The sequence below is a fragment of the Aestuariivivens sediminicola genome, from assembly GCF_022662015.1.
Taxonomy (GTDB): Bacteria; Bacteroidota; Bacteroidia; order Flavobacteriales; family Flavobacteriaceae; genus Aestuariivivens; species Aestuariivivens sediminicola.
Map to the genome: position 1 here is coordinate 332,273 of NZ_JAKMCM010000002.1, position 24,772 is coordinate 357,044.

18 protein-coding genes are annotated in these 24,772 nt (G+C 41.6%); 7 read left to right on the forward strand and 11 right to left on the reverse strand.

What is annotated here, in order from left to right:
- Positions 1–2: 2 nt before the first annotated feature.
- The gene (locus MR041_RS06320; protein WP_242092757.1) at positions 3–1,934 is read left to right on the forward strand and encodes a c-type cytochrome; all 1,932 of its coding nucleotides are present in this window, start codon (positions 3–5) and stop codon (positions 1,932–1,934) included.
- A gap of 3 nt (positions 1,935–1,937) precedes the next feature.
- On the opposite strand, the gene MR041_RS06325 is transcribed toward MR041_RS06320, so the two are convergent.
- The 10 genes from MR041_RS06325 to MR041_RS06370 all read right to left on the reverse strand — a co-directional run bounded on the left by MR041_RS06325 (position 1,938) and on the right by MR041_RS06370 (position 16,506).
- Positions 1,938–5,294: a ThuA domain-containing protein gene (locus MR041_RS06325; RefSeq protein ID WP_242092758.1), complete on the reverse strand. Its 3,357-nt coding sequence runs from the start codon at positions 5,292–5,294 to the stop codon at positions 1,938–1,940.
- A gap of 4 nt (positions 5,295–5,298) precedes the next feature.
- Positions 5,299–8,112, reverse strand: coding sequence for a TonB-dependent receptor (locus tag MR041_RS06330; protein ID WP_242092759.1), 2,814 nt, complete (start codon positions 8,110–8,112; stop codon positions 5,299–5,301).
- 51 nt (positions 8,113–8,163) lie between these two features.
- Positions 8,164–8,535: a transmembrane 220 family protein gene (locus MR041_RS06335; RefSeq protein WP_242092760.1), complete on the reverse strand. Its 372-nt coding sequence runs from the start codon at positions 8,533–8,535 to the stop codon at positions 8,164–8,166.
- Between the two features lie 15 nt (positions 8,536–8,550).
- Complete coding sequence (locus MR041_RS06340; RefSeq protein WP_242092761.1) at positions 8,551–9,990, reverse strand: Gfo/Idh/MocA family protein; 1,440 nt, start codon at positions 9,988–9,990, stop codon at positions 8,551–8,553.
- A gap of 13 nt (positions 9,991–10,003) precedes the next feature.
- Entirely contained in the window at positions 10,004–10,927 is a 924-nt protein-coding gene (locus tag MR041_RS06345; RefSeq protein WP_242092762.1) for a hydroxypyruvate isomerase family protein, read from the reverse strand.
- An 11-nt stretch (positions 10,928–10,938) separates the two neighbouring features.
- On the reverse strand, positions 10,939–12,267 hold the full coding sequence (locus tag MR041_RS06350) for a Gfo/Idh/MocA family protein (RefSeq protein WP_242092763.1): 1,329 nt from the start codon (positions 12,265–12,267) through the stop codon (positions 10,939–10,941).
- A 139-nt stretch (positions 12,268–12,406) separates the two neighbouring features.
- Positions 12,407–13,360 carry a formylglycine-generating enzyme family protein gene (locus tag MR041_RS06355; RefSeq protein ID WP_242092764.1) on the reverse strand — a complete coding sequence of 318 codons (954 nt, stop codon included), beginning with the start codon at positions 13,358–13,360 and terminating at the stop codon, positions 12,407–12,409.
- 4 nt (positions 13,361–13,364) lie between these two features.
- Complete coding sequence (locus MR041_RS06360; protein WP_242092765.1) at positions 13,365–14,159, reverse strand: 3-keto-disaccharide hydrolase; 795 nt, start codon at positions 14,157–14,159, stop codon at positions 13,365–13,367.
- A gap of 12 nt (positions 14,160–14,171) precedes the next feature.
- On the reverse strand, positions 14,172–14,771 hold the full coding sequence (locus MR041_RS06365; protein WP_242092766.1) for a gluconate 2-dehydrogenase subunit 3 family protein: 600 nt from the start codon (positions 14,769–14,771) through the stop codon (positions 14,172–14,174).
- A gap of 10 nt (positions 14,772–14,781) precedes the next feature.
- Positions 14,782–16,506: a GMC oxidoreductase gene (locus tag MR041_RS06370; RefSeq protein ID WP_242092767.1), complete on the reverse strand. Its 1,725-nt coding sequence runs from the start codon at positions 16,504–16,506 to the stop codon at positions 14,782–14,784.
- A gap of 93 nt (positions 16,507–16,599) precedes the next feature.
- On the opposite strand from MR041_RS06370, the gene MR041_RS06375 reads away from it, so the two are divergent.
- The 6 genes from MR041_RS06375 to MR041_RS06400 all read left to right on the forward strand — a co-directional run bounded on the left by MR041_RS06375 (position 16,600) and on the right by MR041_RS06400 (position 22,979).
- Positions 16,600–17,646: a helix-turn-helix transcriptional regulator gene (locus MR041_RS06375; protein WP_242092768.1), complete on the forward strand. Its 1,047-nt coding sequence runs from the start codon at positions 16,600–16,602 to the stop codon at positions 17,644–17,646.
- Between the two features lie 181 nt (positions 17,647–17,827).
- Complete coding sequence (locus MR041_RS06380; protein ID WP_242092769.1) at positions 17,828–18,778, forward strand: sugar phosphate isomerase/epimerase family protein; 951 nt, start codon at positions 17,828–17,830, stop codon at positions 18,776–18,778.
- A 31-nt stretch (positions 18,779–18,809) separates the two neighbouring features.
- On the forward strand, positions 18,810–19,985 hold the full coding sequence (locus MR041_RS06385) for an MFS transporter (RefSeq protein WP_242092770.1): 1,176 nt from the start codon (positions 18,810–18,812) through the stop codon (positions 19,983–19,985).
- 6 nt (positions 19,986–19,991) lie between these two features.
- Positions 19,992–21,143, forward strand: coding sequence for a Gfo/Idh/MocA family protein (locus MR041_RS06390; RefSeq protein ID WP_242092771.1), 1,152 nt, complete (start codon positions 19,992–19,994; stop codon positions 21,141–21,143).
- Positions 21,144–21,160: 17 nt separating this feature from the next.
- Positions 21,161–22,213, forward strand: coding sequence for a sugar phosphate isomerase/epimerase family protein (locus MR041_RS06395; RefSeq protein ID WP_242092991.1), 1,053 nt, complete (start codon positions 21,161–21,163; stop codon positions 22,211–22,213).
- A 22-nt stretch (positions 22,214–22,235) separates the two neighbouring features.
- Positions 22,236–22,979, forward strand: a complete 744-nt coding sequence (locus MR041_RS06400; RefSeq protein WP_242092772.1) for a 3-keto-disaccharide hydrolase — start codon at positions 22,236–22,238, stop codon at positions 22,977–22,979.
- A gap of 229 nt (positions 22,980–23,208) precedes the next feature.
- Here the strand turns inward: MR041_RS06400 and MR041_RS06405 are convergent, their stop codons facing one another.
- Entirely contained in the window at positions 23,209–24,705 is a 1,497-nt protein-coding gene (locus MR041_RS06405) for a vanadium-dependent haloperoxidase (protein ID WP_242092773.1), read from the reverse strand.
- Between the last annotated feature and the right edge of the window lie 67 nt (positions 24,706–24,772).

Sequence of the window (24,772 nt, forward strand, 5' to 3'; positions counted from 1 at the left end):
GTATGATGAAGTACAATCTAAATATCAGCATTATAATATTTTTAATGAGTGTGGTCTCCTTACAGGGTGTCTTTGCGCAAAATGCTCCGAAGGAAGAAGACTATTACAGAATTACCACGGTTCCGACACCGGAGGGTGTCTTAATTGAAGGCGGAGGGGTATTATGCCTGCCTGATGGAAGTTTGGCCGTATGTACCCGACGAGGCGATGTATGGTTAGTAGAAAACCCTGCGATGTCTAACGGCTTTTCACCCACCTTCATAAAATTTGCCTCCGGATTGCATGAGCCCCTGGGATTGGCCTATAAAGAAGGTGCTATATATGCAGCGCAAAGAGGTGAACTAACGAAGTTGGTAGATACGAATGGTGATCGACGTGCCGATGTCTATGAAACCATTTATGCCTGGCCCTTGTCCACCCATTATCATGAGTATTCATTTGGGCCGCTTTTAGCTCCTGATGACTCCTTTTTTGTAACTGGAAATGTAGCTTTTGGAAGTGAAGAATGGTGGCGTGGGGAAAGTCGTGTACCATGGCGCGGTTGGACCATGAGAATTACTGAAGATGGCCAAATGGAACCATGGGCAACCGGAATGCGCTCTCCTGCAGGATATGGTCTGATTGACGGTGAATTGTTTTATACCGATAATCAAGGCGACTGGGTGGGCTCCGGAGGATTATGGCATCTCCCAAAGGGTGCTTTTACCGTGCATCCGGCAGGCCTAAAATGGACAAACCTCGAAAACACCCCGGTAAACATAACGGAAGCCCAGTTTTACAGTAAACTTGATAAGCGACAGATAAGGGAGAATGGACGCTATGTTAAGCCTGAAAATATTCAGGATGAAGAAGATCCGGATTTTCTATATGAGGCGAAAACATATTTTCCCGAAATGGAGTTGCCTGCCGTAATCTTACCTCACGGCATTTTAGGGATTTCAAATTCTGAAATTAAAGTCGATCATACCAGCGGTAAATTCGGTCCGTTTGAGGGGCAGGTCTTTATAGGAGATATGGGGCAAAGCAAGATAATGCGGGTCGTTCTGGAAAAGGTAAATGGACAATACCAGGGGGTGGCCTTCGATTTCAGATCCGGATTTCAATCTGGAGTGTTGCGAATGGATTTCGACCATCAAGGGCATTTATTTGTCGGTGAAACCAACAGAGGTTGGGGATCGGCGGGTACCACAAACTCAGGACTGGAATTTGTAACATGGACAGGACGTATGCCCTTTGAAATGAAAACGGTAAAGGCGATGCCGGACGGTTTTGAAATTGAATTCACCAAACCTGTGGATAAAAACAGCGCAGAAGATTTAGACGCCTACAGGGGCAAAAGCTATATTTACAAGTATCATCCGGTCTATGGGAGTCCTCAAACGAATCTCGAAGACCTTAACATTAAAGGTGTGAAAGTTAGTGACGACGGCCTAAAAGTGCGTATCGTCATAGATAATTTACGTCCATACTATGTACATGAGCTCACCTTACAAGGGGTAAAGATCAAAGGCGGTGATCATCTTACCTTGCATCCAACATTCTACTATACCCTTAATAGTATTCCTGATGGTGACAAATTACCTCTATCCGAACTGTCAACCAAACGTTCGAGTGGAAAGAAGAAGCTTGTAAAGAAAACACCGGTAAAACCAAAGACAAAAGCGAATAATATAGTTGTCCTGACAGATGAACAGATACAACCCTTACTCACTAATAATACCTGTGTAGCCTGCCACAGTAAGGATAAGCGCATTGTGGGACCGGCGTTTAAAGAGATAGCCAAACGAAATTATTCCAACGAAAAAATTGTGGAGCTCATTTACAACCCACAACCCAAGAACTGGCCGGAATATGCAACGCCAATGGCGCCTATGCCACAAGTTCCAAAAGAGCAGGCATTAAAAATAGCAGCCTGGATAAATAGTCTGAATTAAGATTTAATAATTCAGTAAAATCCAATTGGCATTGGCTATGTACTGGGCCTTGTTCTTTTCATTTTTGAATAACAGAATGAGATCGTTTTGTTCTGATTTGGAGTGAACAGGTATGTCGTAATATCTTAAAGCACCTTTATCTTTATTAAAATAGTTTAAACGGGTTTTACCAATAATGGGACCTGTAACCTGACCTTCACGTAGTTCTACTTCGCCTTCATAGTCATAATTGTTGCTGAAAAACACCGATAGCCTGACACTTTTCAGTCCTTTAAATCTCACCGAATTGAACGCTAGGTATGACCCGTCCACAATGGAACCAATAAGCGCTTCACCATTGGCATTCCATTGACCCAGACCTTCACTTTTTTCATTGGCATCCTCGGCTTGCAGTTTGGGAGCATAAAAAACAATTTGTTCCTGTGCCGCTAATCTGGAATCCGAAATACCCTCACCGCCATTGTCAAGATAGGATGCCAATAAGACATACCGCCCTTGGTCGTCCTCGTTCAAGTGCTCTTTAAATTCTAGGACGCCATTCAATGGAAGCATGGCCGGTACTTTGGTATGTTCTGGTTTGAGAGATAGAATATAGCGCACCATTTGTTCTGTTTCCTCCGAGGTGAGTTGAGGATGGGCAGACATTAGAGATTCTCCCCAAACGCCAGTACCTCCTTTTATGACCTTACTTACGAGATATCCGATATCGTCTTTATCGTATTTTTTGGCTATGTCTTCATAGCTGGGACCGTTAACTTTTACATTCGTTGCGTGGCAGGCCTTGCAATCACTATCATCAATGAGTTGTCTTCCTTTGGGAACTGTGCTTTGCTGATGACCAATGGTGGCCTTGATCAGGTCGCTGCCTTCGGGGATATAGGTTAAGGTGACCTTTACCTTACGGGCATCCAGTGAGCCATCCGCAGTGCTGCCATCCTGTGCATCCTGAACAGTTACATTATAGGTTACTTTTTTTGTATTCCAATAGATGGAATCCGAAGGTGCAATAGCAATGGCGATCTCAGGAGGATCATTACCAACCAATATTTTTGTTTCGGATGTCGAAATTTCACCCTGCGTATCCGTTGCTTTTAATGTGATGTTATAGGTACCTGAATGTTCAAATGTAAATGATGGATTCACTGCGGTAGACTGCACTGTATCCGAATTAAATGTCCATTCATAGGTCAATTTATCGTTGTCGTAGTCAATGGATTGTGCAGCCGAGAATTGAACGGTAAGAGGTGCTGAGCCCACGGCTATATCGTTTTCTATTCTGGCTATGGGTTTCCGGTTTCCTTCGATATAGGAAATGCGACTTAAGCGCGCATCCAGATTCTGCGAATTCCACTTCTGTCCATATTCCAGAAGATAGAGATGGCCATCGGATGCAAAAATCATATCCATCGGATGCGAAAACTCTGTTGATGGCATGAAAGGCTCGGCTTTTTTATAATTATAATTGGCATCCAGAGTGACGACATAAATCCAATCCCGCATCCATTCATACATGATAAGCTTGTTTTCAAAATAGGAAGGAAAAGTGGTTTCCGCATTGGGAAAATCGTCAGCATGGAATATCGGACCGGCCATAGGATTCACACCACCCAGTCCAAGCCATGGAAATTCTTCCGATCTGTCGTATGAATACCATATTAGAGACGCTTTCGCATCGGGTAGCGCTTTTATTCCTGTATTGTTGGGTGAGTCATTTATCAATTGCTCTGGATTGAATTTGGGTCCCGACGTACCCATAGCGAAATCATAATCATTATAGACTTGATTATTTCCTCGGGTGTAAGGCCATCCCCAAAAGCCTGCCGATCGAGCCTGATTGATTTCACCCATGCCTTTTGGTCCACGGGTAGGATCCCCGGTCCCAGCATCAGGCCCTACATCACCCCAGTATAAATAGCCTGTTTTACTATCTACAGAAGGTCTGAATGGGTTCCTGCAACCCATGGCATAAATCTCAGGCCTTGTATCTGGCGTTCCTTCCGGAAACAGATTGCCTTCAGGAATGGAATAGGTGCCATCGTCCTCAGGTTTTATCCTTAGTATTTTACCTCTCAAATCATTACTGTTGGATGCAGATTTCTGGGCATCCCACAACGCTCGACCCTCGCGCTCATCGATAGGGGCAAATCCTGAAGATTCAAAAGGATTGGTATTGTCACCCAAAGTGATAAACAGATTTCCGTTGGGGCCAAATTCCAACGCACCGCCGCTATGACAGCATTCCCTTATGGTGGGCACTTTGAGAAGGATTTTTTCAGATTCCAGATCCAGATTTCCATCCTTAAGAACAAATCTGGAAATGTGTTGCAGCGGGGCATCACCGGGAGCCGAATAAAACAGGTAAATCCAGTGGTTATTTTCGTAGTTGGGATCTACGGCCAGACCTAACAATCCATCTTCATTTCCGTAAAACAGGTCAATCTGAGCAATTGTTTTCGTTTGCAGTGATTTAAAATCATAAAGTTTTATGGCACCGCGACGTTCAACAAATAAGATACCCTCACCGGGTAGTTCATCCAGTTCCATGGGCTCGTTGAGATTGAGATCCAATACTGTCTTTACAAATCGATTTTCGGGTGGAACACGATCTGAAGTGGCTTTGGTGTAATCTAACCTGTTTTTACCTATGGCGTATTGTATACCCCCCAGGACATGTTTTAAAAATATAGGATCACTATATGTTTCTTTCCTGTGTCCTAATTCGGTATAAAAAGCACGACCTCCGTCAAAACTGTGATACCATGAGATCGGATGATGGTCCCCATGGGTACCTCCTTCATAGCTATTCTCGTCAATTTCAATAAGGACGTTGGTATCAGGGTTAATATTCTTATAATTGTACCATTCCTCTTCTATTTCCCATGTATCATTTAAAAATGAAGTTGATGGGTGTGTTTTATCAATAATATTTAAAGTGCCTTTTTGAATAGCGGGGTGATTTACGAAATAGGCGCCTACCAATTTACCGTACCACGGCCAGTCGTATTCGGTGTCTGTGGCTGAATGGATGCCTACAAAACCCCCGCCCGCCTGAATGTAGCGTTCGAAATCGGCCTGCTGGACTGCATTGAGGATATCGCCGGTGGTGTTCAAAAAGACGATGGCAGCGTATTGTTTTAATGAGTCTTCCACAAAATAGGCATCATCTTCAGTGGCTAAAACTGTAAAATCATTTGAAAGCCCCAATTGTTTTAAAGCCTGAATGCCCGACTCAATTGAAGTATGTCTGTGTTCTACTGTTTTACTAAACACCAGTATTTTCTTTTCCCTGGTACTGCAGGAGGTTATGAAAAGAATTACAGAGAAAATTAGAACTGATCTTACAAAAAATAGATGTCTCATGTGTTTAAATGCTGTAATTTATCTTTAATAAAGCACTTCTCTGTAATATGGGAAATACAACAAAGCTGGCATTGGGATTAGCGGCTATATATTCAGGAGTGGCACCGTTGGCGTTGGCGCCAAAGGTATTTGCTCCGAAAAAATTGGCCAAACCTTTCGAGTTGAAGAGATTATTTACGATGAGGCTCACCGATAAATTAGTGCTCAAACTGTAGCCTGTTCCCGCATTAAAAACACTGTAGGAGGGCAGTTTAAAGCCATTAGAAACATTGCCGTATCGATTACCCATAAATTGCCATTTTAAAAAACCTGACACCTTGTTCGATCGATAATCGCTGCTCATATTAAACATTATTTTTGGATTAAAAGGGACGATGTTACCCGAATAATCAATAATCGTATCATCATTGGTATCCACCGTTCCTGCGGCATCATAAATATTCCATTTTGAAGCCTTTGGATCCTGTATGATGCCGTTAAAATGGAACGCCAGATGTCGTGATGCAACATAAACACTTTCCCATTCCAAACCGAGGGTTCTTGAGGTATTAAACAGAATGGGCGTGTAGAAAATACTGTTATTCGACTGGTCATACTCAAAGTTCGCAATGCCTATATTTTTGAGTTCACTCCAAAATAGGGTACTGGTAAATGAAAAATCTCTACCCCCGAACTTAGTCCCTATTTCTATCTGACTGATGTCTTGAATCTGTCCTTTTTCATTTATCGGAACATTATCAAAATTATTGAAATAATAATTGAGTTCAGGTGCTTTATGTCCTTTCGATATTCGGGCAAACATCGTTAGCTGTTCATTTAATTGATGATTTATTCCACCCGAAAAGGAAAGGTAATTATAGTTGAAATTAAATGGGTCTTTTTGGCCGGTAGGTGCTAAAACACCATTGTCGAATGCCGTACTGTTATTACCGTCCAGTCCGCCATCCTGAGAAAAAGGACTGTATCTGTCTTTATGCCCATTGTGCCTTATAGTTTCAAAGCGCAAGCCCAAATCCAGGGACGTTGAATGGGAGATTGTCCATCGATCATTGACAAAAGCGGCTATTTGGCTAACCTGCGCTTCTGCATTTACAAAAAATAATCCCCCATAATTACTAACCCCATTGGAATCGGATAATTGGATGACGGGATTCCCCGGATTTTCAAGTGTAACCTGAAGCATTCTCGGATTGGGTTCATAGGTTACATATGCAAAACTGCCCTGAGTAAATAATGACGGATTTGAAAATCCAAACGCCATGCCTGTAGTAATATCATGGTGTTCAGTCTGTTTTCTAATGGTCAATTGATCCATCCATTCATCTGCAGCCATATCTTTATACCAGGCCGAAGTACCCATAATAGCATCATTGGGTAACATGCCACCGGATAAATACTGCGCCGATTGACCGGCTAAAATTCCACTATTGTCAACGCGGGCGAGTTCGGATCCTGTTAAGGCATCCTTAAAAACCACTTGTCCTATAGGGAAATCGGCCCCACTTACAAAGTATGCCGTTGGATCATTCAGCGATACGAAGGCATTGCTAATTGATGTTTGCCAATTGGCTCTTTTGGATGAGAATTTAAAATTGTTGCGTAGGGTCCATTGGTTACCAAGATCGATTAAAAGGGCAACACCTAATGCCAAATCTCTGGCGTGAACCCCTCTTGAAGGATTAAAGCCATTCGATTTATTTTGTGTAAGATATCTGCCATCGGGAATAGCCGCGTTATAATCGGGCATCAGAAGAGCGGTGGAACTAAAATCTTGTCCAAATGCCGGGGAAGGATCCTCCCAGTTTGTGGCGGCAACGCCGGTCCACCTATTCGTTCGATCGTCCAACAATTTTCCGTAAAATTTGAGGTAACCCTCGTTGAAAGTTTTAGTGAGGTTAAATTTAAATTGCCCGCCATTACTGAATTTGAAATTAGTGTCTCTGGCCCCATCATCACTTCTGTAATGGCCGCCAAGGTTTAAAAACCAGTTGTTGCCAATCGGACCACCCAAATCGCCATCAATGCGATGAAGATAATTAGTGTTACCCTGGGCCCCGCCGGATAATTGGATATCACCTTCAAGATGATGTCTAATGCCGTGAGAAATAAAATTGTAAATACCTCCCGGTGCATTTAACGCGGTAATCGCGGAGCTGCCACCCCTTATGGCCTCAATCTTTTTTGTGGTAAGATCGGCGCGATGGAATAGATCAGGGCTATAATAGGAGTGCTGAACAAGACTTACCGGTAACCCATCTTCTTGAAGCGAAACATAGTACCAACCCATATCATCCTCCGCTGATGCAGAGATGCCTCGCGTGTACACCTTGGTATATACCTCACCAGCCGAGGCATCAGTAAAGGTACCGGTAATGTTTTGCAGCAAACTGGCAGTGCCCTGAGGATAAACCTGCTGAATTGTTTCAGAATTGAGCTGACTGACAGCAGTGTTCGAGTTGAATTGAGTTCTTGGATCAAAGGTCCCCGTTACGACTATAGTTTGAAGATTCAGTAAGTCCTCGTTTAGAACAAATGACACGTTCAAACCGCCTTGAGTGAGCTTTAAATTTTGCCTTAAGGTCCGAAAGCCGAGGTGTGATAGGGTTATTATGCATTCACCAGAAGGAACATTGGAAATTGTAAAAATACCATTGGAATTGGTTATGGTGCTTATATCATGGGGTATTAGGGTGACATTGACGTTTTCCAGCGGTCTGCCACTTTGATCTTTAACCTCGCCACTAATAGTGTGTTGGGCGTATACGTTACAGATCATACTGATGCCTAAAAAGAAGAATACCCTTATTGTATTTAACATGAGTCGATAGATGTTATAATTAGTTTACCAAACTGGTAATTTCAATATTAATTATTGAGATTGAACTTTTTTTCTTTGTTTCATTTGATAGAAAATGACCCCGGCAGCTAGAAGTAGTCCAATAAATTCTCTCGATCCTTCCAGATAAGGTTTTTCATAAACCATTTCACCAAAAATTTCTACTTTGTTTTCTGTTAATAAATAGTCAACGAATAGCTTGAAATGAAATCCTGCATAAATAAGTAACAGAAGAAAAACAATAACCAAAATGTATTTGGGAAGTGGTTTGAAATTTTGAATAAGACATATGGCCCCGATAATAACATATATGGTAAACCATATCCATCCATCGGGATCATTTAATTGCAAAAGAGCAAAAATGATAAAAATGACACATAATGTGTAGTTGATAATGATCTTCATAATAAAAAAGAAAACTTATAAAGTCCAACCAGGTCGGTATGCTCTTTTTACAAATTGATTAGCCTCATCAAAATTGGTGATTTTCATCTCCTCACCATTCCATAATAATTTCTTTCTTCCGGGATATTCATAGCCATTGCCTTTAGACTCCCTGATATCATAACTTCTTATGGCCAGGTTGCCCATTAAAACACTTTCTGTTAAAGGGCCGGCATAATCAAACGAGGAGGTCAGTTTTTTGTGCCTCTTTTTGCCAAAACCATCTTTACAGGCCTCAACCCATGCCAAATGGTGTCCGTTTTCTGGAAGGCTGCTGGCTTCCAGGTCATCGAATGCAAGAAAATCGCCATTGTTTAAGTAGACCTTTGGAGTTCGTCCATATATACCACAGGTCATGATACCTTTTTCACCAATCATAATCACACCATTGGCACTGTTGGAATCACCTATCGGATGATCGGCAGGAATGATTTCCGGACGGAAAGGACGTAATCCACCGTCACTCCAGGTGAGTAGTACTTCGGTATTATTTTTATGTGAAGCAGGAAATTTTAATTGTGTTCTGGACGATGGAGGACAGGATTCCGGCAGGTATTCGGGTGTCCAGTCTCTTTTGAATATGGCGCCAACACTGCTTTCCACTTCTGTGGGATAGCCCAGGCCCAATACCCGATAGGGAGGATCCATTAAATGACATCCCATATCGCCTAAGGCACCCGTGCCAAAATTCCACCACCCACGCCATTTAAACGGATGATATAGCGGATGGTAATCGACCCATTCTGCGGGTCCAACCCAGGTATCCCATTCCAGTCCATCGAGCATCGGTAGCTTTTCCGTTGGTGTCTCAATACCCTGTGGCCATACGGGTCTGTTGGTCCAAACATGAACCTTACCCACAGGTCCTATTAGGCCTTCATCAAACCACTTTATCATTTGTTTCACTCCTTTACCGGAGGCGCCCTGATTGCCCATTTGAGTAACGACTTCATATCTATTGGCTGCCTCGGTAAGCATGCGCGCCTCATAAATGCTATGGGTCAATGGTTTTTGAACATAGACATGTTTTCCAGACTGTATGGCAGCCATGGCTATAACGGCATGGGTGTGATCGGGTGTGGAGACCGTTACCGCATCGATATCGCGCCGTTCATCAAATAGTTTCCTAAAATCTTTGTATTTGACGGCTTTGGGAAATTTATCCATTAGGCGTTTGGACTGATTCCAATCCACATCACATATGGCAACGATATTTGAAGTTCCCTGATTCCAGACATTCATGGCATCGGAATAGCCCTTGCCACCTCCACCGATGACCGCAATGTTCAAGGTGTCACTCGGAGCCTGATATCCTCTTCCCAAGACATGTCTTGGGACAATTGAAATACCCAAACCCGTAAGCATGGTTTTTTTGATGAACGTTCTTCTACTATCTGTTGTACTAGTTGTCTTCATAGCCTCAGGGTTTTTAAAAATCATCAGAAATCTTATAAGCTTCAATAACTTTAAGCTCACCCTCTTTTCCCTTTATAGAGTTACCATGCTCCATTCCCAGAATTCCGGTGTATCCCTTGTCATGAATAAACTTAAATACATTTTTGTAGTTGATCTCTCCTGTGGTTGGTTCATTTCGTCCCGGATTGTCGCCAATTTGAAAATAGGCGATTTCATCCCAACACTGCTCTATATTCGGGATTAAGTTGCCTTCCTGAATCTGCTGGTGATAAATATCGAATAGTATTTTACAGGCTGGAGAATTCACAGCTTTACATATTTGGTACGCCTGTGGCGATTCGCTAAGGAATAAGCCCGGATGATTTCTAAAATTTAAAGGTTCCAGGACCATTGTAAGATCATGAGGTTCCAAAATAGCAGCGGCTTGTTTAAGCGATTCAATGACGTGCTGCGTCTGGTAGTTCATATTTTGTCTCAAATCCACATGCCCGGGTACCACCGTCATCCATCTGGCATTGACCCGTTTTGCAACCTCAACCGACGACCTGATATCGCTGAGGAACGCTTCGCGTTTCGCCATGTCTCCACTCGCTAAATTGGGTTCTTTCCAATAAATTTTATGTGCGACAAAAACGCCCATTGTCAGGTTTCTTTTTAGCATCGTTTCTGCCATTTTCTCCTGAGTTGCAACAGGTCGGCTTTTCATTTGGTTGTCCTCAAAGGCCGTAAAACCTTGATCAGCCATGAAATTTAATTGATCTACAGGGTCATTGCCGGCCAGATTTTTAAACATGCCCAGGTGTGGCGCGTATTTTAGTTTAAAAGTCTGTTTCGCAATGTGCTTTCCAGATTGTTCTAAAGCTTGCAGGCCCGAAAGGGATACACCCATGAGCGATGCGGTTACAGCAGATTTCTTTATAAATGTTCTTCTTTCCAAAATAAGTGATTTTAATAATATTTGGTTTGACCAGGAACAGGAATGGGATAATCTCCCTGCTCATTAGGAACGACCGGAGGTATCGATGAAAATTCCAGCAGGTCCTCATCAGGGACTAATTCTAAATTACAGGCCATGGCGGCGTCCCAGGTGATCTCTTTACCGGAGTAGGTAGCCATTCGACCTAATATCGCGGCCATTGTACTTTCGGCGGCATAATCGGTATCGTTAATGATCGCTCTTTTATTTCGAATCGCGGCAAAAAGCTCGTCGTGCTCGACTTGATATGGGTTTTTATCATTTTCCCCATTGTGATTGTACAGGGTTTGACCTGCGTAAGACTTTAATACAGCTGAATTGCCTCCCCCAGTGTAAGACGTACCTGAGGTACCCTGAAAGGCCTCCGACACGCGACTAAAGCACCCAGGTTGGTGTCTGCATTGACTGGAAATAACCGCGCCACTGGGATAGGTGAATTCCACAAAATGATGGTCGAAAATTTGACCGTGATCTTTGCCATTTCTAACCTGTCTGCCACCCATGCCCTGAGCCTTTATCGGGTGTTCGCCAATAAACCAATTGGCAACATCAATATTATGAATATGCTGTTCCAGAATATGATCGCCACACAACCAGTTAAAATAATACCAGTTCCGCATCTGGTATTCCATTTCGGTCATGGTTTCTTTTCTCGGGCGGACCCAGACTCCTGCGCCGTTCCAGTAAACCTGACCGGAAACAATACGGCCGATATCACCATTGGTAATACGTTTTTTGAGTTCTATATATTCTGCCTGATATCGCCGTTGCAATCCAACCACGACATTTAACTTTTTTTCTTTTGCTAATTTGGCTGTTTGTAATACTTTTTTGATGCCTGTAATATCAGTAGCAACAGGTTTTTCCATGAATACATGTTTGCCTTGTTGAATAGCATATTCAAAATGTTGTGGCCTGAATCCAGGTGGCGTCGTTAAAATTACAACATCAGCTTCATCAATTGCTTTTTTGTAAGATCCGAAACCAACAAACTTATGTTTGGGCTTCACCGGGATACGTGAGCTGTCAAATACTTTGGTTAAATTTTCAAATGAATTTTCAATCTGATCCTCGAAGGCATCAGCCATAGCCACTAATTTGACCTTGTCGTCTGCCTTCAGGGCCTGTACCACTGCTCCAGTTCCTCTTCCTCCACAGCCTACAACCGCTAATTTTAAGGTCTTCTCTGCCCTTATTGAGGCGGGCGATGAGGCCAATACAGACGGACCAAGAAGAATACCACCTGTAATTAATGAGGATTCCTTTACAAAATGACGCCTGGATATTTTTTTTGGTTTCATAATAATTGTTTTTAGTGCCTTTATTATTGATATGTTTAGTTTTTGTTTGTGTTGAAAATCGCATTATGATTTCCCACGGCAATTTAATTCTTTTAGTCAAAAGATGTGGCCATAGTGTTGTCTTTCACTTTGTTTAAGTTTAGAAATCTTCAATGGCCTCCAACCAATAGGATTTGATAACATCTTTTGGTGGTTGTACTTTTGGACGTACCACCCTAAAACCTACAAAAGGAGCATCGGTATGCCACCAATTGCTTTTCGGGATCTGAGGATCTCTTCGTTTCCACTTTGCCCGTGAATATTGCCTTGCGTTACAACATACTTTTTCCGCAGTATCCTTCCATGATCCGCCTCTTAAAACACGAGGATATAATGTGGTCGGTTTATTCCAGGGGTTGTCAGACGGTGCCTTTTCATAATATGTTGCATCATATTGGTCCAATACCCATTCTGACACGTTACCCAAGAGATCATGAATACCTAAATCATTCGCCTTTCTGGTGCCTCTCTTTTCATACTTATCAAGACTGTTTTCATAATACCAGGCAACTTGATCGAGATCTTCAATCTTATCGGTATTCCCCTTTTTGCAGGCGTATTCCCATTCTGCTTCGGTTGGTAAGCGATAAAAAACACCTGTTTTTAAGGATAACCATTTACAAAACATGAGTGCTGCGTATTGAGTCATGTTTACCGCGGGTGCATCTCCCTTACCCATATTAAAACTCATGTCTACATAAGGCGGGGTGGCACCAGACAGGGCATCAATACCTAAAGCCTCTAATTTCGAACTATCCTGATATTCCGAGGTGTCAAAATTTTCATAGACAAATGCATCGTACTGCGCCCAAGTTATTTCATATTTACCCATCCAAAAATCGTCTATCAAAACGTCATGAGCCGGTTTCTCATCATCTTTACCATTGTTGTTTCCCATGATGAAATGACCTCCCTCTACGGCAACCATATCGATGGAAATGATGCTGTCATTTAAAGACTGTGTGTAGTCTGCAAAATACGATGATTGTGCCGAAACATAATTAAAAATAAATAATAAGAGAAAGCTAATTCTTTTTAAAATAATCATCTTCATGCGTTCAGAGTTCCAATAAGTAAATGTTTTTAAATTCAACCGGATGGCTTTCACTTTGAAGCGCAATATAACCTGCTTTCAAAGCTGTACCCTCCTTACTTTTCCAATAGTCATAATTATAATCTACAGGTCCGCCAATCTGAGGTTTGAAATAGGTTAACACCTTTTTGCCATTAATAAAGTGTTTTATAATGGAGTCATTTCTCACTTCAATTTCGACAGCCACCCATTGATTGCCATTATAGGTCTCCGATGACGAATTCGTACAATGTGGTGTAAATAAGGAATCGTTTATCACCACATGAGTTACGGGAGTGTACAAATTTCCCGTGGAGCGATGACCGGAATTCAGTCCCCCAAGAAGTTGCACTTCTATGGACACCGGAAAATTCTGGTTTAATCCAATTTGTCCGGGGTCCTCACAATGCACCATAATACCGCTATTTCTGGTTGCCCAGTCTTCACCGCCTTTCAATTGTTCTCCTGTAAAGCGGTATTGCATCCTGAACTTATAGTTACTGAACGGTGTTTTATAGTAGATATGGCCGAATGTATTGTTAAAAGAATCATAGTCTTTGTAGTTGACTTTTAACACACCATCTTCAACAATAAATGTATTCTTGTAATTCTCACCCAATGGATGTCCTTTAATCTTTATGATCCAATCACTAAGATCTATGCCATTAAATAAGGGTGTCCAGTTTTCAGTGAGTTGCTTCGATCTGTTTTTGCAATTTAGAAATAGAATCGACCCCAGAATGCATACGAACAGATGAATTTTAAATCGCTGATAACGCATCAATTAATCATTTTATAAGGACCATGATTTACCACCTGTTATGTCTTCTAAGTCGCCACAGAAGTAGGTTCCGGGCACTGGATCGTAAGGCAAAATTGTTTCACCTATGAGCTGAGAGGTTCTATAGGCATTAATGGTCATCAACTTAATCGTATTTAAAAATTCCGATTTTGTCGGTTTCGTTGTTTCGGGATCGGATTCTCGGTCCTGGTCAATGAAATCCTCCGTGAGCATGTAGTCGTCCAATAAGGTTTTAAAATTATCCTGGGATAATTCATCAATAGGGGTTTCCGAATTGGGTTTAAGAAGACCTATTATTTCTGCGAATAAAGTTTTGGCATGCATTTGACTTTCATCATCAAAAATCTCATTCATGAATTTGTCTATAAACTGGGGAATGTTGAGTTCCAAACCTGACGGTAAATCTTCAGTTTTGGGGAGAATAACATCCACCAAATTCTTTAGGACCAATCCCTCCTCTTCGTTTAAAAATTCCGGGACCCAAGTTTGGGTATTTCCTGTACAGCTTTGCATTAAATTGAGCACTGCAGGGGTTCCCATGAAAAAGGCCGCTGATAAGCCAATATTTTTTAAAGCCTCTCTTCGTTTCATTCGAATCTTATTAAGCGTTATCTCTTTTAAATTGTTCGGCCGCATGATTTGCAGCTCTTGCAGTAAAGGCCATGTACGTTAAAGAAGGGTTTTGACATCCGGCCGAAGTCATAAAAGAACCATCGGTAACATAAACATTTTTACATGCATGTATTTGATTGTATTCATTTAAAACCGAGGTTTTTGGATCTCTTCCCATTCGCGCCGTGCCCATTTCATGTATACCCAATCCCATGGCCCTGTTCTCGTCTTCATCAAAACCTTCAATATCTTTAAAGCCAGCAGATTCGAGCATTTTAATTGCTTGTTCCTGCATGTCTTTACGCATAGCTAGCTCGTTTTCTCCAAAGTCGGCATCAAAGGTTACGGTAGGCAAACCCCAGTCATCCAACTTTTCATAGTCCAAATACATTCTGTTATTATGGTCGGGTAAGGTTTCACCAAAAGCCGATAAAACAATACGCCATTCACCAGGTTTTAAAATAGCTTCTTTTAATTCCGGTCCATATTTCAATTCGGCGACCAATTCGGAGATTTTGGATCGCGTTGCTCCACCTTGATACCCGTACCCTCGTTTAAAAGAAGTCACATTTGTTTTTCCTCCTAAATTTCTAAATCTCGGAATGTATATACCGTTGGCTCTACGCCCTTTGAAGTATTTATCCTTAAATAATTCGGTTTTTGCCCTTGCGCCAACATGAAAATGGTGATCCATTATATTATGTCCCAGTTCCCCACTATCGTTACCTAACCCGTTCGGAAAGCGTTCTGATTTTGACTGCATCAGGATGGAAGTGGAGGCGATGGCCGAAGCACATAAGAATATTATTTTTGCCTTAAACTCCAATTTTTCTTTGGTTTCCGTATCTATGACCCTCACACCGGTAGCGCGTTTCGTGGTATCGTCGTAAACGACTTCATAAACTATGGAATTTGGTCTTAAGGTCATATTACCGGTAGCATCTGCTGTTGGTAATGTTGATGAGTTACTACTAAAATAAGCACCATAGGGGCAACCACGCATACATCGGTTTCTGTACTGGCAGGTGCTTCTGCCCATTCCGGGTTTGGTGCCTTCAGTGATATGTGCTGTTCTTCCAATAGTGAGGACTCTACCATCATCGAAATGCTCTTTTAATTGCTCTTTTAAATGCGCTTCCACACAATTGAGTTCCATGGGTTTTAAAAATTGACCATCCGGTAATTGCTCAAGTCCAAGTTTTTCTCCACTTACGCCAATGAATTCTTCAACATGATCGTACCAGGGTGCAATGTCCTTATAGCGCACAGGCCAATCAATCCCAATACCATCTTCCTTATTGGCGTTAAAATCGATGTCACTTAAGCGGTAACTCTGCCTACCCCACATTAGGGAACGTCCACCAACGTGATAACCTCTTATCCAATCGAAACGGCGGTCCTCATTATAAGGGTGCTTTATATCGTCTACAAAAAAGTGCTTTCGGTATTCCTTGGTGACATAGCCCGTTCTATGCTGTTTTGGCATCCTTTCCAAGGTTTCTCTTGTCGGTTCTCCGTTATTTGGCATGTCCCATGGATCTAAATGAGCTGTATGATAGTCTTCGATATGCTTTATCATACGACCTCTTTCAAGGACAAGCGTTTTCAGGCCTTTTTCACAAAGTTCTTTGGCGGCCCAACCACCTGAAATACCCGTTCCTACAACGATTGCGTCAAAAGATTCTTTTGAAGGGTCTAGACAGGATGCATTCATTTAAAAAGTTTTAAGAGGATTTATTAAGGATGATAATTTTTATTTAAAGGCAAATTAGCTATTTTGCAGAGATTTAATGTTCAATATTTTTCAGTGAAAATAAATGCACAACAGATAGCCCCATTTGAATCCGACGGGGTAGTTTATCATGCAGATACCTGTTTGCCGCTTATAGATGCGGTAAAACGAAATAAATTAAAGTTTAAAGCCTTGGCCAGATACACCTATCCAGGTGATCGGCTAACAGATGACACCCTGGGTTTAAATAGTGTCGGGTACTGGGACGCCAATGAACCTCAGGATTGGGGTTTAGATTGGCATAGAAATGAAGGTATAGAAATCCATTTTCTGGAATCCGGTTCCATGCCTTATTCGCAGGAAGGAAAGGATATGCTGTTGCATTCCAATAGTTTAACCATCACCAGACCCTGGGAAGCGCATAAAGTAGGTGATCCTAAGATTGGAATGGGAAAGTTTTATTGGGTTATCTTAGATTTGGGAGTTAGAAGACCGCATCAAAAATGGGTCTGGCCCGACTGGATTATGTTGGCTCAGCAGGATCTGGAGCGATTAACCGCCATTTTAAGGCAGAACGAAAGAGTACACTGGAAAGCAGGGAATAAAATTCGGGATTGTTTCCAGCGTATTAGTCATGTGGTAAATACGGATGACAATGGTAGTAATGCCTCGAGGATCAGGTTGCTTATTAATCAGTTGTTGATTTTGATTTTGGATTTACTCAACGCTGAGGACGTCAAGTTAAATGAAGATCTAATAGACAGTTCAAGAAGTGTGCAGCTCTTTTTAAAAGAGTTGGATAAAAATCTCTCGGATGACTGGACCATCGGTAGAATGGCAAAATCTGCGGGGGTTGGATTGACGCGATTTACGCACCATTGCAAGCGATTAACTAATTTGACACCCATGCGCTATCTCATGATTAAACGGGTAGAGATGGCTAAGAAATTACTTATTGAATCGCCAAATTTAAGTATTACCGAAATCGCATTTAGTTGTGGGTTTTCGACGAGTCAATATTTTTCTACAGTATTTAAAAAACATGAGAAATGTACGCCAATTGCCTATCGAGAGAAATTTTTACTTGAAGAAATGGCAGTTGAAAGCATGTCTGCATACTGAAAAATCTTGGCACTTGTAGTTGTATAAATCCTTTCACTGAATAATAATAAACAAGATTTGATAATTGATTTTTTATTTTCACAAAGCGTAATTCTTGTATTCTTTTTTTATCGAATTCCGTAATGGGATAGCTGTAAAAGAGTGTTAAAAAGATGATTTTGCTAATATTTATTGTAATCATATGAAACTTAATAGGTCGACGTTCACAATGACGGCAATTGTACTGTTACTCTTTACAGTTGTATCATGTTTGAAAACCAATAAAAAAGAAACGACTAGTAATGAATCGGAAATAGAAATGGTTGCCATCCCGGATTTTAAAATTTCTTTGGCACAATGGTCGTTACACAAAACGATACGGAGTGGCGAAATGGGTCCATTCGATTTTGCTAAGGAAGCCCATGCTCTGGGTTTTAGCGCCATAGAGTATGTAAGCGGTCTCTACAAAGATCAGGTCGAGTCCATGGGAATTGACGCGGTGGTAAAGAAATTGAAAGCCGCAAGTGAAGTTCACGGTGTCAAAAACCTTTTAATCATGGTCGATGGGGAAGGAAATTTGGCTTCCAGTAAGGAGGAAGAGCGCCAGGCTGCAGTTGAAAACCATAAGAAATGGGTAGATGCCGCTCAGATCCTGGGTTGTCATTCCATAAGAGTTAATGCCAATGGAGATGGAAGTTACGACGAGGTTATGGCCCAGGCCGTAATGGGCTTGAGTGCCCTTTCAGAATATGCAAAGCCGAAGAACATAAATATCATTGTCGAGAATCATGGTGGCTTAACCTCTAACGCGCAATGGTTGTCTTCAGTCATAAAGAAGGTCAATATGTCGAATTGCGGAACGCTTCCGGACTTTGGAAATTTTTGTGTAAAAGGGAGCGTCCATGATTGTAATGAATGGTATGATAAATACAAGGGGGTAACGGAATTAATGCCATTTGCAAAAGCCGTTAGCGCGAAGTCTTATGATTTTAACGAAGCCGGAAATGAAATCAGGATAGACTATGAACGTATGATTAACATCGTAAAAGGCGCAGGCTACACGGGTTATATTGGCGTAGAGTATGAAGGCGATAATTTGACCGAGAAAGAAGGCATCTTAGCCACGAAAAAGTTACTCGAAAAGTTGCAGTAAGGACCGAAGAATCAACTAAACAATCAAATATATGGACGAAATTAATAAGAACAGGCTTTTTCTTGCAAGCTGTATAGCCCTTATAGTAACGGCTATGACTTTTGCCATTAGGGCGCGACTGGAAACCGTATTTGGACCTGAGGGTATTGGTCTGTCTTTAGAACAAATAGGCTATGCCTTTACACCTGCATTTTGGGGGTTTACTTTAGCAATGATAATTGGTGGTCCCTTGGTGGATTCCTTGGGAATTAAAAAAATTACGTGGATAGCCTTTATTACCCATGCGATTGGTATCATTCTCACTTTATTTGCGACTTCAATGACCTCTCTTTTTATAGCCACCCTTTTTGTAGGTATTGGTAATGGTATGGTTGAGGCTGCATTAAATCCAATGATAGCCTCTATTTACCAGGAAAATAAGACGAAGATGTTAAATCGTTTCCATGTTTGGTTTCCGGGAGGAATTGTAATTGGGGCATTGGTTGGGTATTTGGTCATGGACGTCATGGGTCTCAGCTGGCAGATTATGGTGGCCACATTGTTTATTCCTCTAGTAATTTACGGGGCCCTGTTTTTAGGTCAAAAATTTCCTGTTACGGAGAGAGTACAAATGGGTGTGAGTTATGGGGATATGTTAAAAAGTGTTTTTAAACCCTTATTTATTTTTATGGTGGTATGCATGTTTTTAACTGCAGCTTCAGAATTGGCAAACACCCAGAGAATAGAATCTTTACTCAGTAAGTCGATTGCAAAACCTCTGTTGGTATTGGCCTTCATTAACGGGATAATGGCCTTTGGACGTGCTTTTGCCGGTCAGGTAATTCATAAGTTAAGACCGGCCGGAATGTTATTGTTTTCTGCAATTTTCACATTTATTGGATTGTGGTTGCTCAGTTCGGTATCGGGAACAATGGTAATAGTTGCTGCAGCGATATTTGCTGTGGGCGTAACTTTCTTTTGGCCGACGATGCTGGGTTTTGTAGCAGAATATTTACCTGAAACGGGTGCTTTAGGATTGTCTATAATGGGAGGTGCAGGAATGTTCTCCGTCTCGGTGGTGTTGCCCATAATGGGAAATATGTTAGATAATGCCACCCCAAGTGAAGTATTACGTATTATGTCAGTTCTTCCTGCCATATTAATTGTTGCATTTTTAGGATTGAACATGTATATGAGAAAAAGAAATTCCCTCAGAACAGAAAATTAAAAATACATGGTCTCTAGAAAATTAAGAATGGGAATGATCGGGGGTGGTACCGGATCCTTTATTGGGGATGTTCACAGACGAGCCGCTTCAATAGATGGAATGATTGAATTGGTATGTGGCGCATTTAGCAGTAACCCTGAGAAGTCCATAGCCTCGGGTAAAGCACTATTCCTTCCCGAAGCGCGTTGCTACTCCAGTTTTGAAGAGATGATTCTTAAAGAAAAAGAACTTCCTGAATTTGAAAGAATGGATTTTGTTTCAATCGTTACACCGAACCATATGCATTTCCCACCGGCAAAAATGGCTTTGGAAAATGGGTTTCATGTGGTCTGTGATAAACCGATGACATTAACTCTTGATGAAGCTTACCAATTGGAAAAAGTTGTAGAGCAAAGCGGAAAATTGTTTGCTTTAACACATAATTATACGGGTCATCCCATGGTGAAACAGGCCAGGGCAATGGTGGCTCATGGCGATTTGGGAACAATCAGAAAGATACAGGTGCAATACCTGCAGGGTTGGTTGTCCACGGCTGTTGAAAAAACAGAAAACAAACAGGCTTCATGGCGCGTAGATCCCAAGAGGTCGGGTATTGGAGGCGCCTTGGGTGATATCGGGACCCATGCTGAAAATTTGGTGGAATACATAACAGGTTTGAAAATAGACGAACTGGCGGCTGACCTTGGGCGTTTCGGTGAAGGAAGGATTTTGGATGACGACGGAAACATATTGCTGAGAATGGATAACGGTGCAAAAGGAACCATGTCAATATCGCAGATTGCTTTAGGTGAAGAAAATAATTTGGCAATTAAGGTTTACGGTGATAAAGGGAGCTTGGAATGGCATCAGGAGGAGCCGAACAAATTGATCACACATTCGTTGGACAAGCCCATAAAAACCTTTACTCCAAATGGCAATGATTTATATCCGGCAGCTTTGGAGACCTCCAGAATTCCTGCAGGTCACCCGGAAGGCTACTTAGAAGCTTTTGCTACCATCTATAAAAATTTCGCGCAACATGTACTGGCGGTTTTAAACGGTGAACTTGGCGGTAACGCTGACTACCCTTCAGTGAAGGATGGAATACGAGGGATGCAATTCATTTATGCTTCCGTTGAAAGCGACGAGAATAATGCAAGTTGGATCAAATTAGGTTAAATTATATTTTGTAAATGATGAAAACAATAAAAGGTCCGGGGATTTTTCTAGCACAATTTGTCGGAAGCGATCCACCGTTTAACAGCCTGGATGGCATGTGTGAATGGGCAGCGAAATTAGGCTATAAAGGGATTCAAATACCAACCTGGGAAGCCCATTTAATAGATATAGACAAGGCATCGGAGAGTCAGACCTATTGTGATGAACTAAAGGGAAAGGTGAATTCCTATGGTTTGGAAATTACAGAGCTCTCTACCCATTTACAAGGGCAGTTAGTAGCCGTTCACCCGGCGTATGATGTCATGTTCGATGGTTTTGCACCGGAATCTGTCAGGAACAATCCTAAAGCCAGAACAGATTGGGCCATTGAATTTGTTAAAAAATCGGGAACGGCGAGCAAAAGGCTTGGCCTAAAATCGCATGCCACATTTTCGGGAGCATTATTATGGCCAACAGTTTATCCCTGGCCGCAACGACCAAATGGTCTGGTGGACATGGGCTTTGAAGAGTTGGCCAAGCGATGGATGCCGATATTGGATCACTTTGATGAACAAGGGGTCGATGTTTGCTATGAGCTTCATCCTGGAGAAGATTTGCACGATGGTATTACCTTTGAACGTTTTTTAGAGGCAACAGGTAATCATACACGTGCCAATATATTGTACGATCCCAGTCACTTTATATTGCAACAATTGGACTATCTTAGGTTTATTGACTATTACCATGATCGTATAAAAGCGTTTCATGTAAAAGATGCAGAATTTAATGCTACAGGGAAGCAAGGTGTTTACGGTGGATATGCCGATTGGAAAGATCGTGCAGGACGATTCCGTTCCTTAGGAGATGGACAGGTTGATTTTAATGGGATATTCTCAAAACTAACAACCTACGGATGTGATGTCTGGGCTGTCATGGAATGGGAATGTTGTGTTAAAGCATCAGGGCAAGGCGCGAGAGAGGGCGCACCTTTTATACAAAAGCATATTATTGAAGCCGCAGAACGTAGCTTTGATGATTTCGCCGGTGGTGAGACAGATAAGGAACAGTTGAAAAACATATTAGGTATTTAAAATAATTTCAAAATTTTTACTGATGAAAAAAATAACATTTTTAATATTGGTTTTTTTGGTTTTTGTTGCCTGTAAAGAAACATCAAAGAAAGATCAGGAGTCTGTCGAAAAAGAAGTGGTTCAATCCGTTAAAGAAGACAATGCTTCCGAATGGATTACCCTTTTTGATGGCACTTCTATGGATAAATGGCGGGGCTACTTAAGAGACGATATGCCCGAAGAATGGACTATTAATAATGGCAATTTGCTTTTTACCCCTGGCGAGGAGGGTGGTAAAGATATCATAACAAAGGATACATTTACGAACTTTATTCTATCCCTGGAATGGAAAATTTCTGAAGGAGGCAACAGTGGTATTTTTTGGGGTGTACATGAAGATGAAAACCTCAAAGTCCCCTATAATACTGGACCTGAAATTCAGGTGTTGGACAATGAGCGCCATAAAGATGCATTTGTAAATCCCAAATTCCATCAAGCGGGTGCCTTATATGATATGATTGAGCCCATGCATGATGTTTGCAAACCTGCGGGAGAATGGAATCACTGTGTTTTAGAGGTAAATCATAAAGCAAATAGGGGTTCTGTGACCCTCAACGGAACTGTAATATGTGAATTCCCGGTTCATGGTGAAGCATGGGATAGGATGGTTGAAAACTCGAAATTTAAGGATTGGGAGAAATTTGGAAAATACCAAACGGGCCATATCGGATTGCAGGATCACAGTGATAAGGTATGGTATAGAAATATAAAAATAAAAGCACTGTAGGTACATTTCTGGAAATAAGCCAAAGGTCAATTCAGTACGGGTTACTTAGCGCGCATCCCTTAACAGCGAAGCATGAAATAATATATGGAGTCTCTCCGAATTATTGATTGGAACTTAAGACCTGTGCTTGATCAACCTTTTTTCCTGATTTTTAATGCGCAAAGAATAGGCATCATGATTTAAGGTATTTGCTTCACTAATTGCAAAAACTTAAAGACGCAAGTATCCATTACATTTTGGTAGGGCCTTCTCCAATTAATTCTAAATACTTTTTAAAATTATACCGCGCTACGTTGCGACCTAATTCGAGGCCTTCAATATTATCAGCTTGAATATGGTATCCCCCCATAACTCGAGATATACCGGCCATTTCTCCTGCTTTGGTAAAGGTAGGAAATTCAAGTACCACAGGGTCTCCTAAGTTATTTGGTTCCGTAAGTGCACCTGGTATTAATTCAACTTCAACTCCAAATTTGTCATTGCCGGTAAATAGTCTCAGGGCTTCGGCACATCCTCCACTAATGGTACTGTGACCCGAAACATAACTCGGGAACGGAGGGCATAAAAAGGTGTCCGGGGAATAAGGACGCCATTCCTGGCCTTTCAATTCCGTCATGCCCTTATCCGGTCCTCCCCAGGCTTTTATAACTTGATCCTGGTAATATTTGTGCACTAGGGCATAGGGTCTTGCAAAATCGTAATGCATCTTGGAATCCCAACACGCAATAAATCCATCCATAGCTACCGATTCTATAAGGAAGTACATTTTAACATCTTCATCGAGTGTGTGATTGTCACGTAAGGAGACATCCTGAGCAAACTTTAACCAATGTCCGGCTTGTTGCACCGATTTGGGACCATCGCGCATAAACTCTACTAACGCTTTATCCTTTGGAGTGAGATTGGCCTGAAGCTCAATAACCTCTTTAACTTCCTCTTCCAATTGTTTCGACCCGATCATTGGTGGTGGGCCAGGGCGAAATTGATCGGCAGAATTAAGCAATAAGGGTTTCACGTTTTGCCAATAGGGGGTGAGGCATCCAGGGGCATATTTCCCACCTTCACCGTCTGAAAAATATTTGGGTTGCCATCTGTTGATGTCTACCATATTGTCAGCGTCGTTCACCGGTGTGTAACCGGAATAATCAAAATAAGGTGTTCCATCCGATCCGTCTACATCTCCATATTGATTGGAACCATCATGCCTGCGCGCATCAATGACCATTTTTGCGGCCAGATTTCCTATGCCCTCCGGTGTTTCAGGATCGAGTGAGGTATTATCGGGATCATATCCTAATTTGATCATTTTGTTTTTAAATAGGGTGCTGTCGGAATAGTAGTATTCACAAAGTGCACGATATGCTGCATAACTCACTGCAATTTCTTTGTTTCTTATGGTCCGTTCATTTTTAGGCCTCCGATTGACACCCTTTAAATAAAGCGTATTGGCTTTATCATCATATCTTGACCAAGCGTCAAACATAGAAGTGAAAATAAGACCAAGGAATCGGGATGTTACTGTTGGTCTTGGTTTAAATTTATCCGTATCATTAGCGGTACCTTCTAATGCCAGATAAGCCCATTGGTAAGCAATATTATCTTTTCCTCTCGGTTGTTCAATTTCTTCCATATTGTTTACCTCGTCTTCTTTTTTATCATTTTTACAATGCGTAAATAGTATAAATAGGAGTATTGTAAAGGAGATTTTCAGAAATTTTCTGTACATATAATTTGATTTACAGGAATTCATAATGTCGTATTTACAAAGATATTTATTCTTCCATTTATTGGCT

Excerpts from the sequence above, each read along its gene's own strand:
- MR041_RS06320 (WP_242092757.1), top strand. The coding sequence starts at position 3 with ATGATGAAGTACAATCTAAATATCAGCATTATAATATTTTTAATGAGT.
- MR041_RS06325 (WP_242092758.1), bottom strand. The coding sequence starts at position 5,294 with ATGAGACATCTATTTTTTGTAAGATCAGTTCTAATTTTCTCTGTAATT.
- MR041_RS06330 (WP_242092759.1), bottom strand. The coding sequence starts at position 8,112 with ATGTTAAATACAATAAGGGTATTCTTCTTTTTAGGCATCAGTATGATC.
- MR041_RS06335 (WP_242092760.1), bottom strand. The coding sequence starts at position 8,535 with ATGAAGATCATTATCAACTACACATTATGTGTCATTTTTATCATTTTT.
- MR041_RS06340 (WP_242092761.1), bottom strand. The coding sequence starts at position 9,990 with ATGAAGACAACTAGTACAACAGATAGTAGAAGAACGTTCATCAAAAAA.
- MR041_RS06350 (WP_242092763.1), bottom strand. The coding sequence starts at position 12,267 with ATGAAACCAAAAAAAATATCCAGGCGTCATTTTGTAAAGGAATCCTCA.
- MR041_RS06355 (WP_242092764.1), bottom strand. The coding sequence starts at position 13,360 with ATGAAGATGATTATTTTAAAAAGAATTAGCTTTCTCTTATTATTTATT.
- MR041_RS06360 (WP_242092765.1), bottom strand. The coding sequence starts at position 14,159 with ATGCGTTATCAGCGATTTAAAATTCATCTGTTCGTATGCATTCTGGGG.
- MR041_RS06365 (WP_242092766.1), bottom strand. The coding sequence starts at position 14,771 with ATGAAACGAAGAGAGGCTTTAAAAAATATTGGCTTATCAGCGGCCTTT.
- MR041_RS06370 (WP_242092767.1), bottom strand. The coding sequence starts at position 16,506 with ATGAATGCATCCTGTCTAGACCCTTCAAAAGAATCTTTTGACGCAATC.
- MR041_RS06380 (WP_242092769.1), top strand. The coding sequence starts at position 17,828 with ATGAAACTTAATAGGTCGACGTTCACAATGACGGCAATTGTACTGTTA.
- MR041_RS06385 (WP_242092770.1), top strand. The coding sequence starts at position 18,810 with ATGGACGAAATTAATAAGAACAGGCTTTTTCTTGCAAGCTGTATAGCC.
- MR041_RS06390 (WP_242092771.1), top strand. The coding sequence starts at position 19,992 with ATGGTCTCTAGAAAATTAAGAATGGGAATGATCGGGGGTGGTACCGGA.
- MR041_RS06395 (WP_242092991.1), top strand. The coding sequence starts at position 21,161 with ATGAAAACAATAAAAGGTCCGGGGATTTTTCTAGCACAATTTGTCGGA.
- MR041_RS06400 (WP_242092772.1), top strand. The coding sequence starts at position 22,236 with ATGAAAAAAATAACATTTTTAATATTGGTTTTTTTGGTTTTTGTTGCC.
- MR041_RS06405 (WP_242092773.1), bottom strand. The coding sequence starts at position 24,705 with ATGTACAGAAAATTTCTGAAAATCTCCTTTACAATACTCCTATTTATA.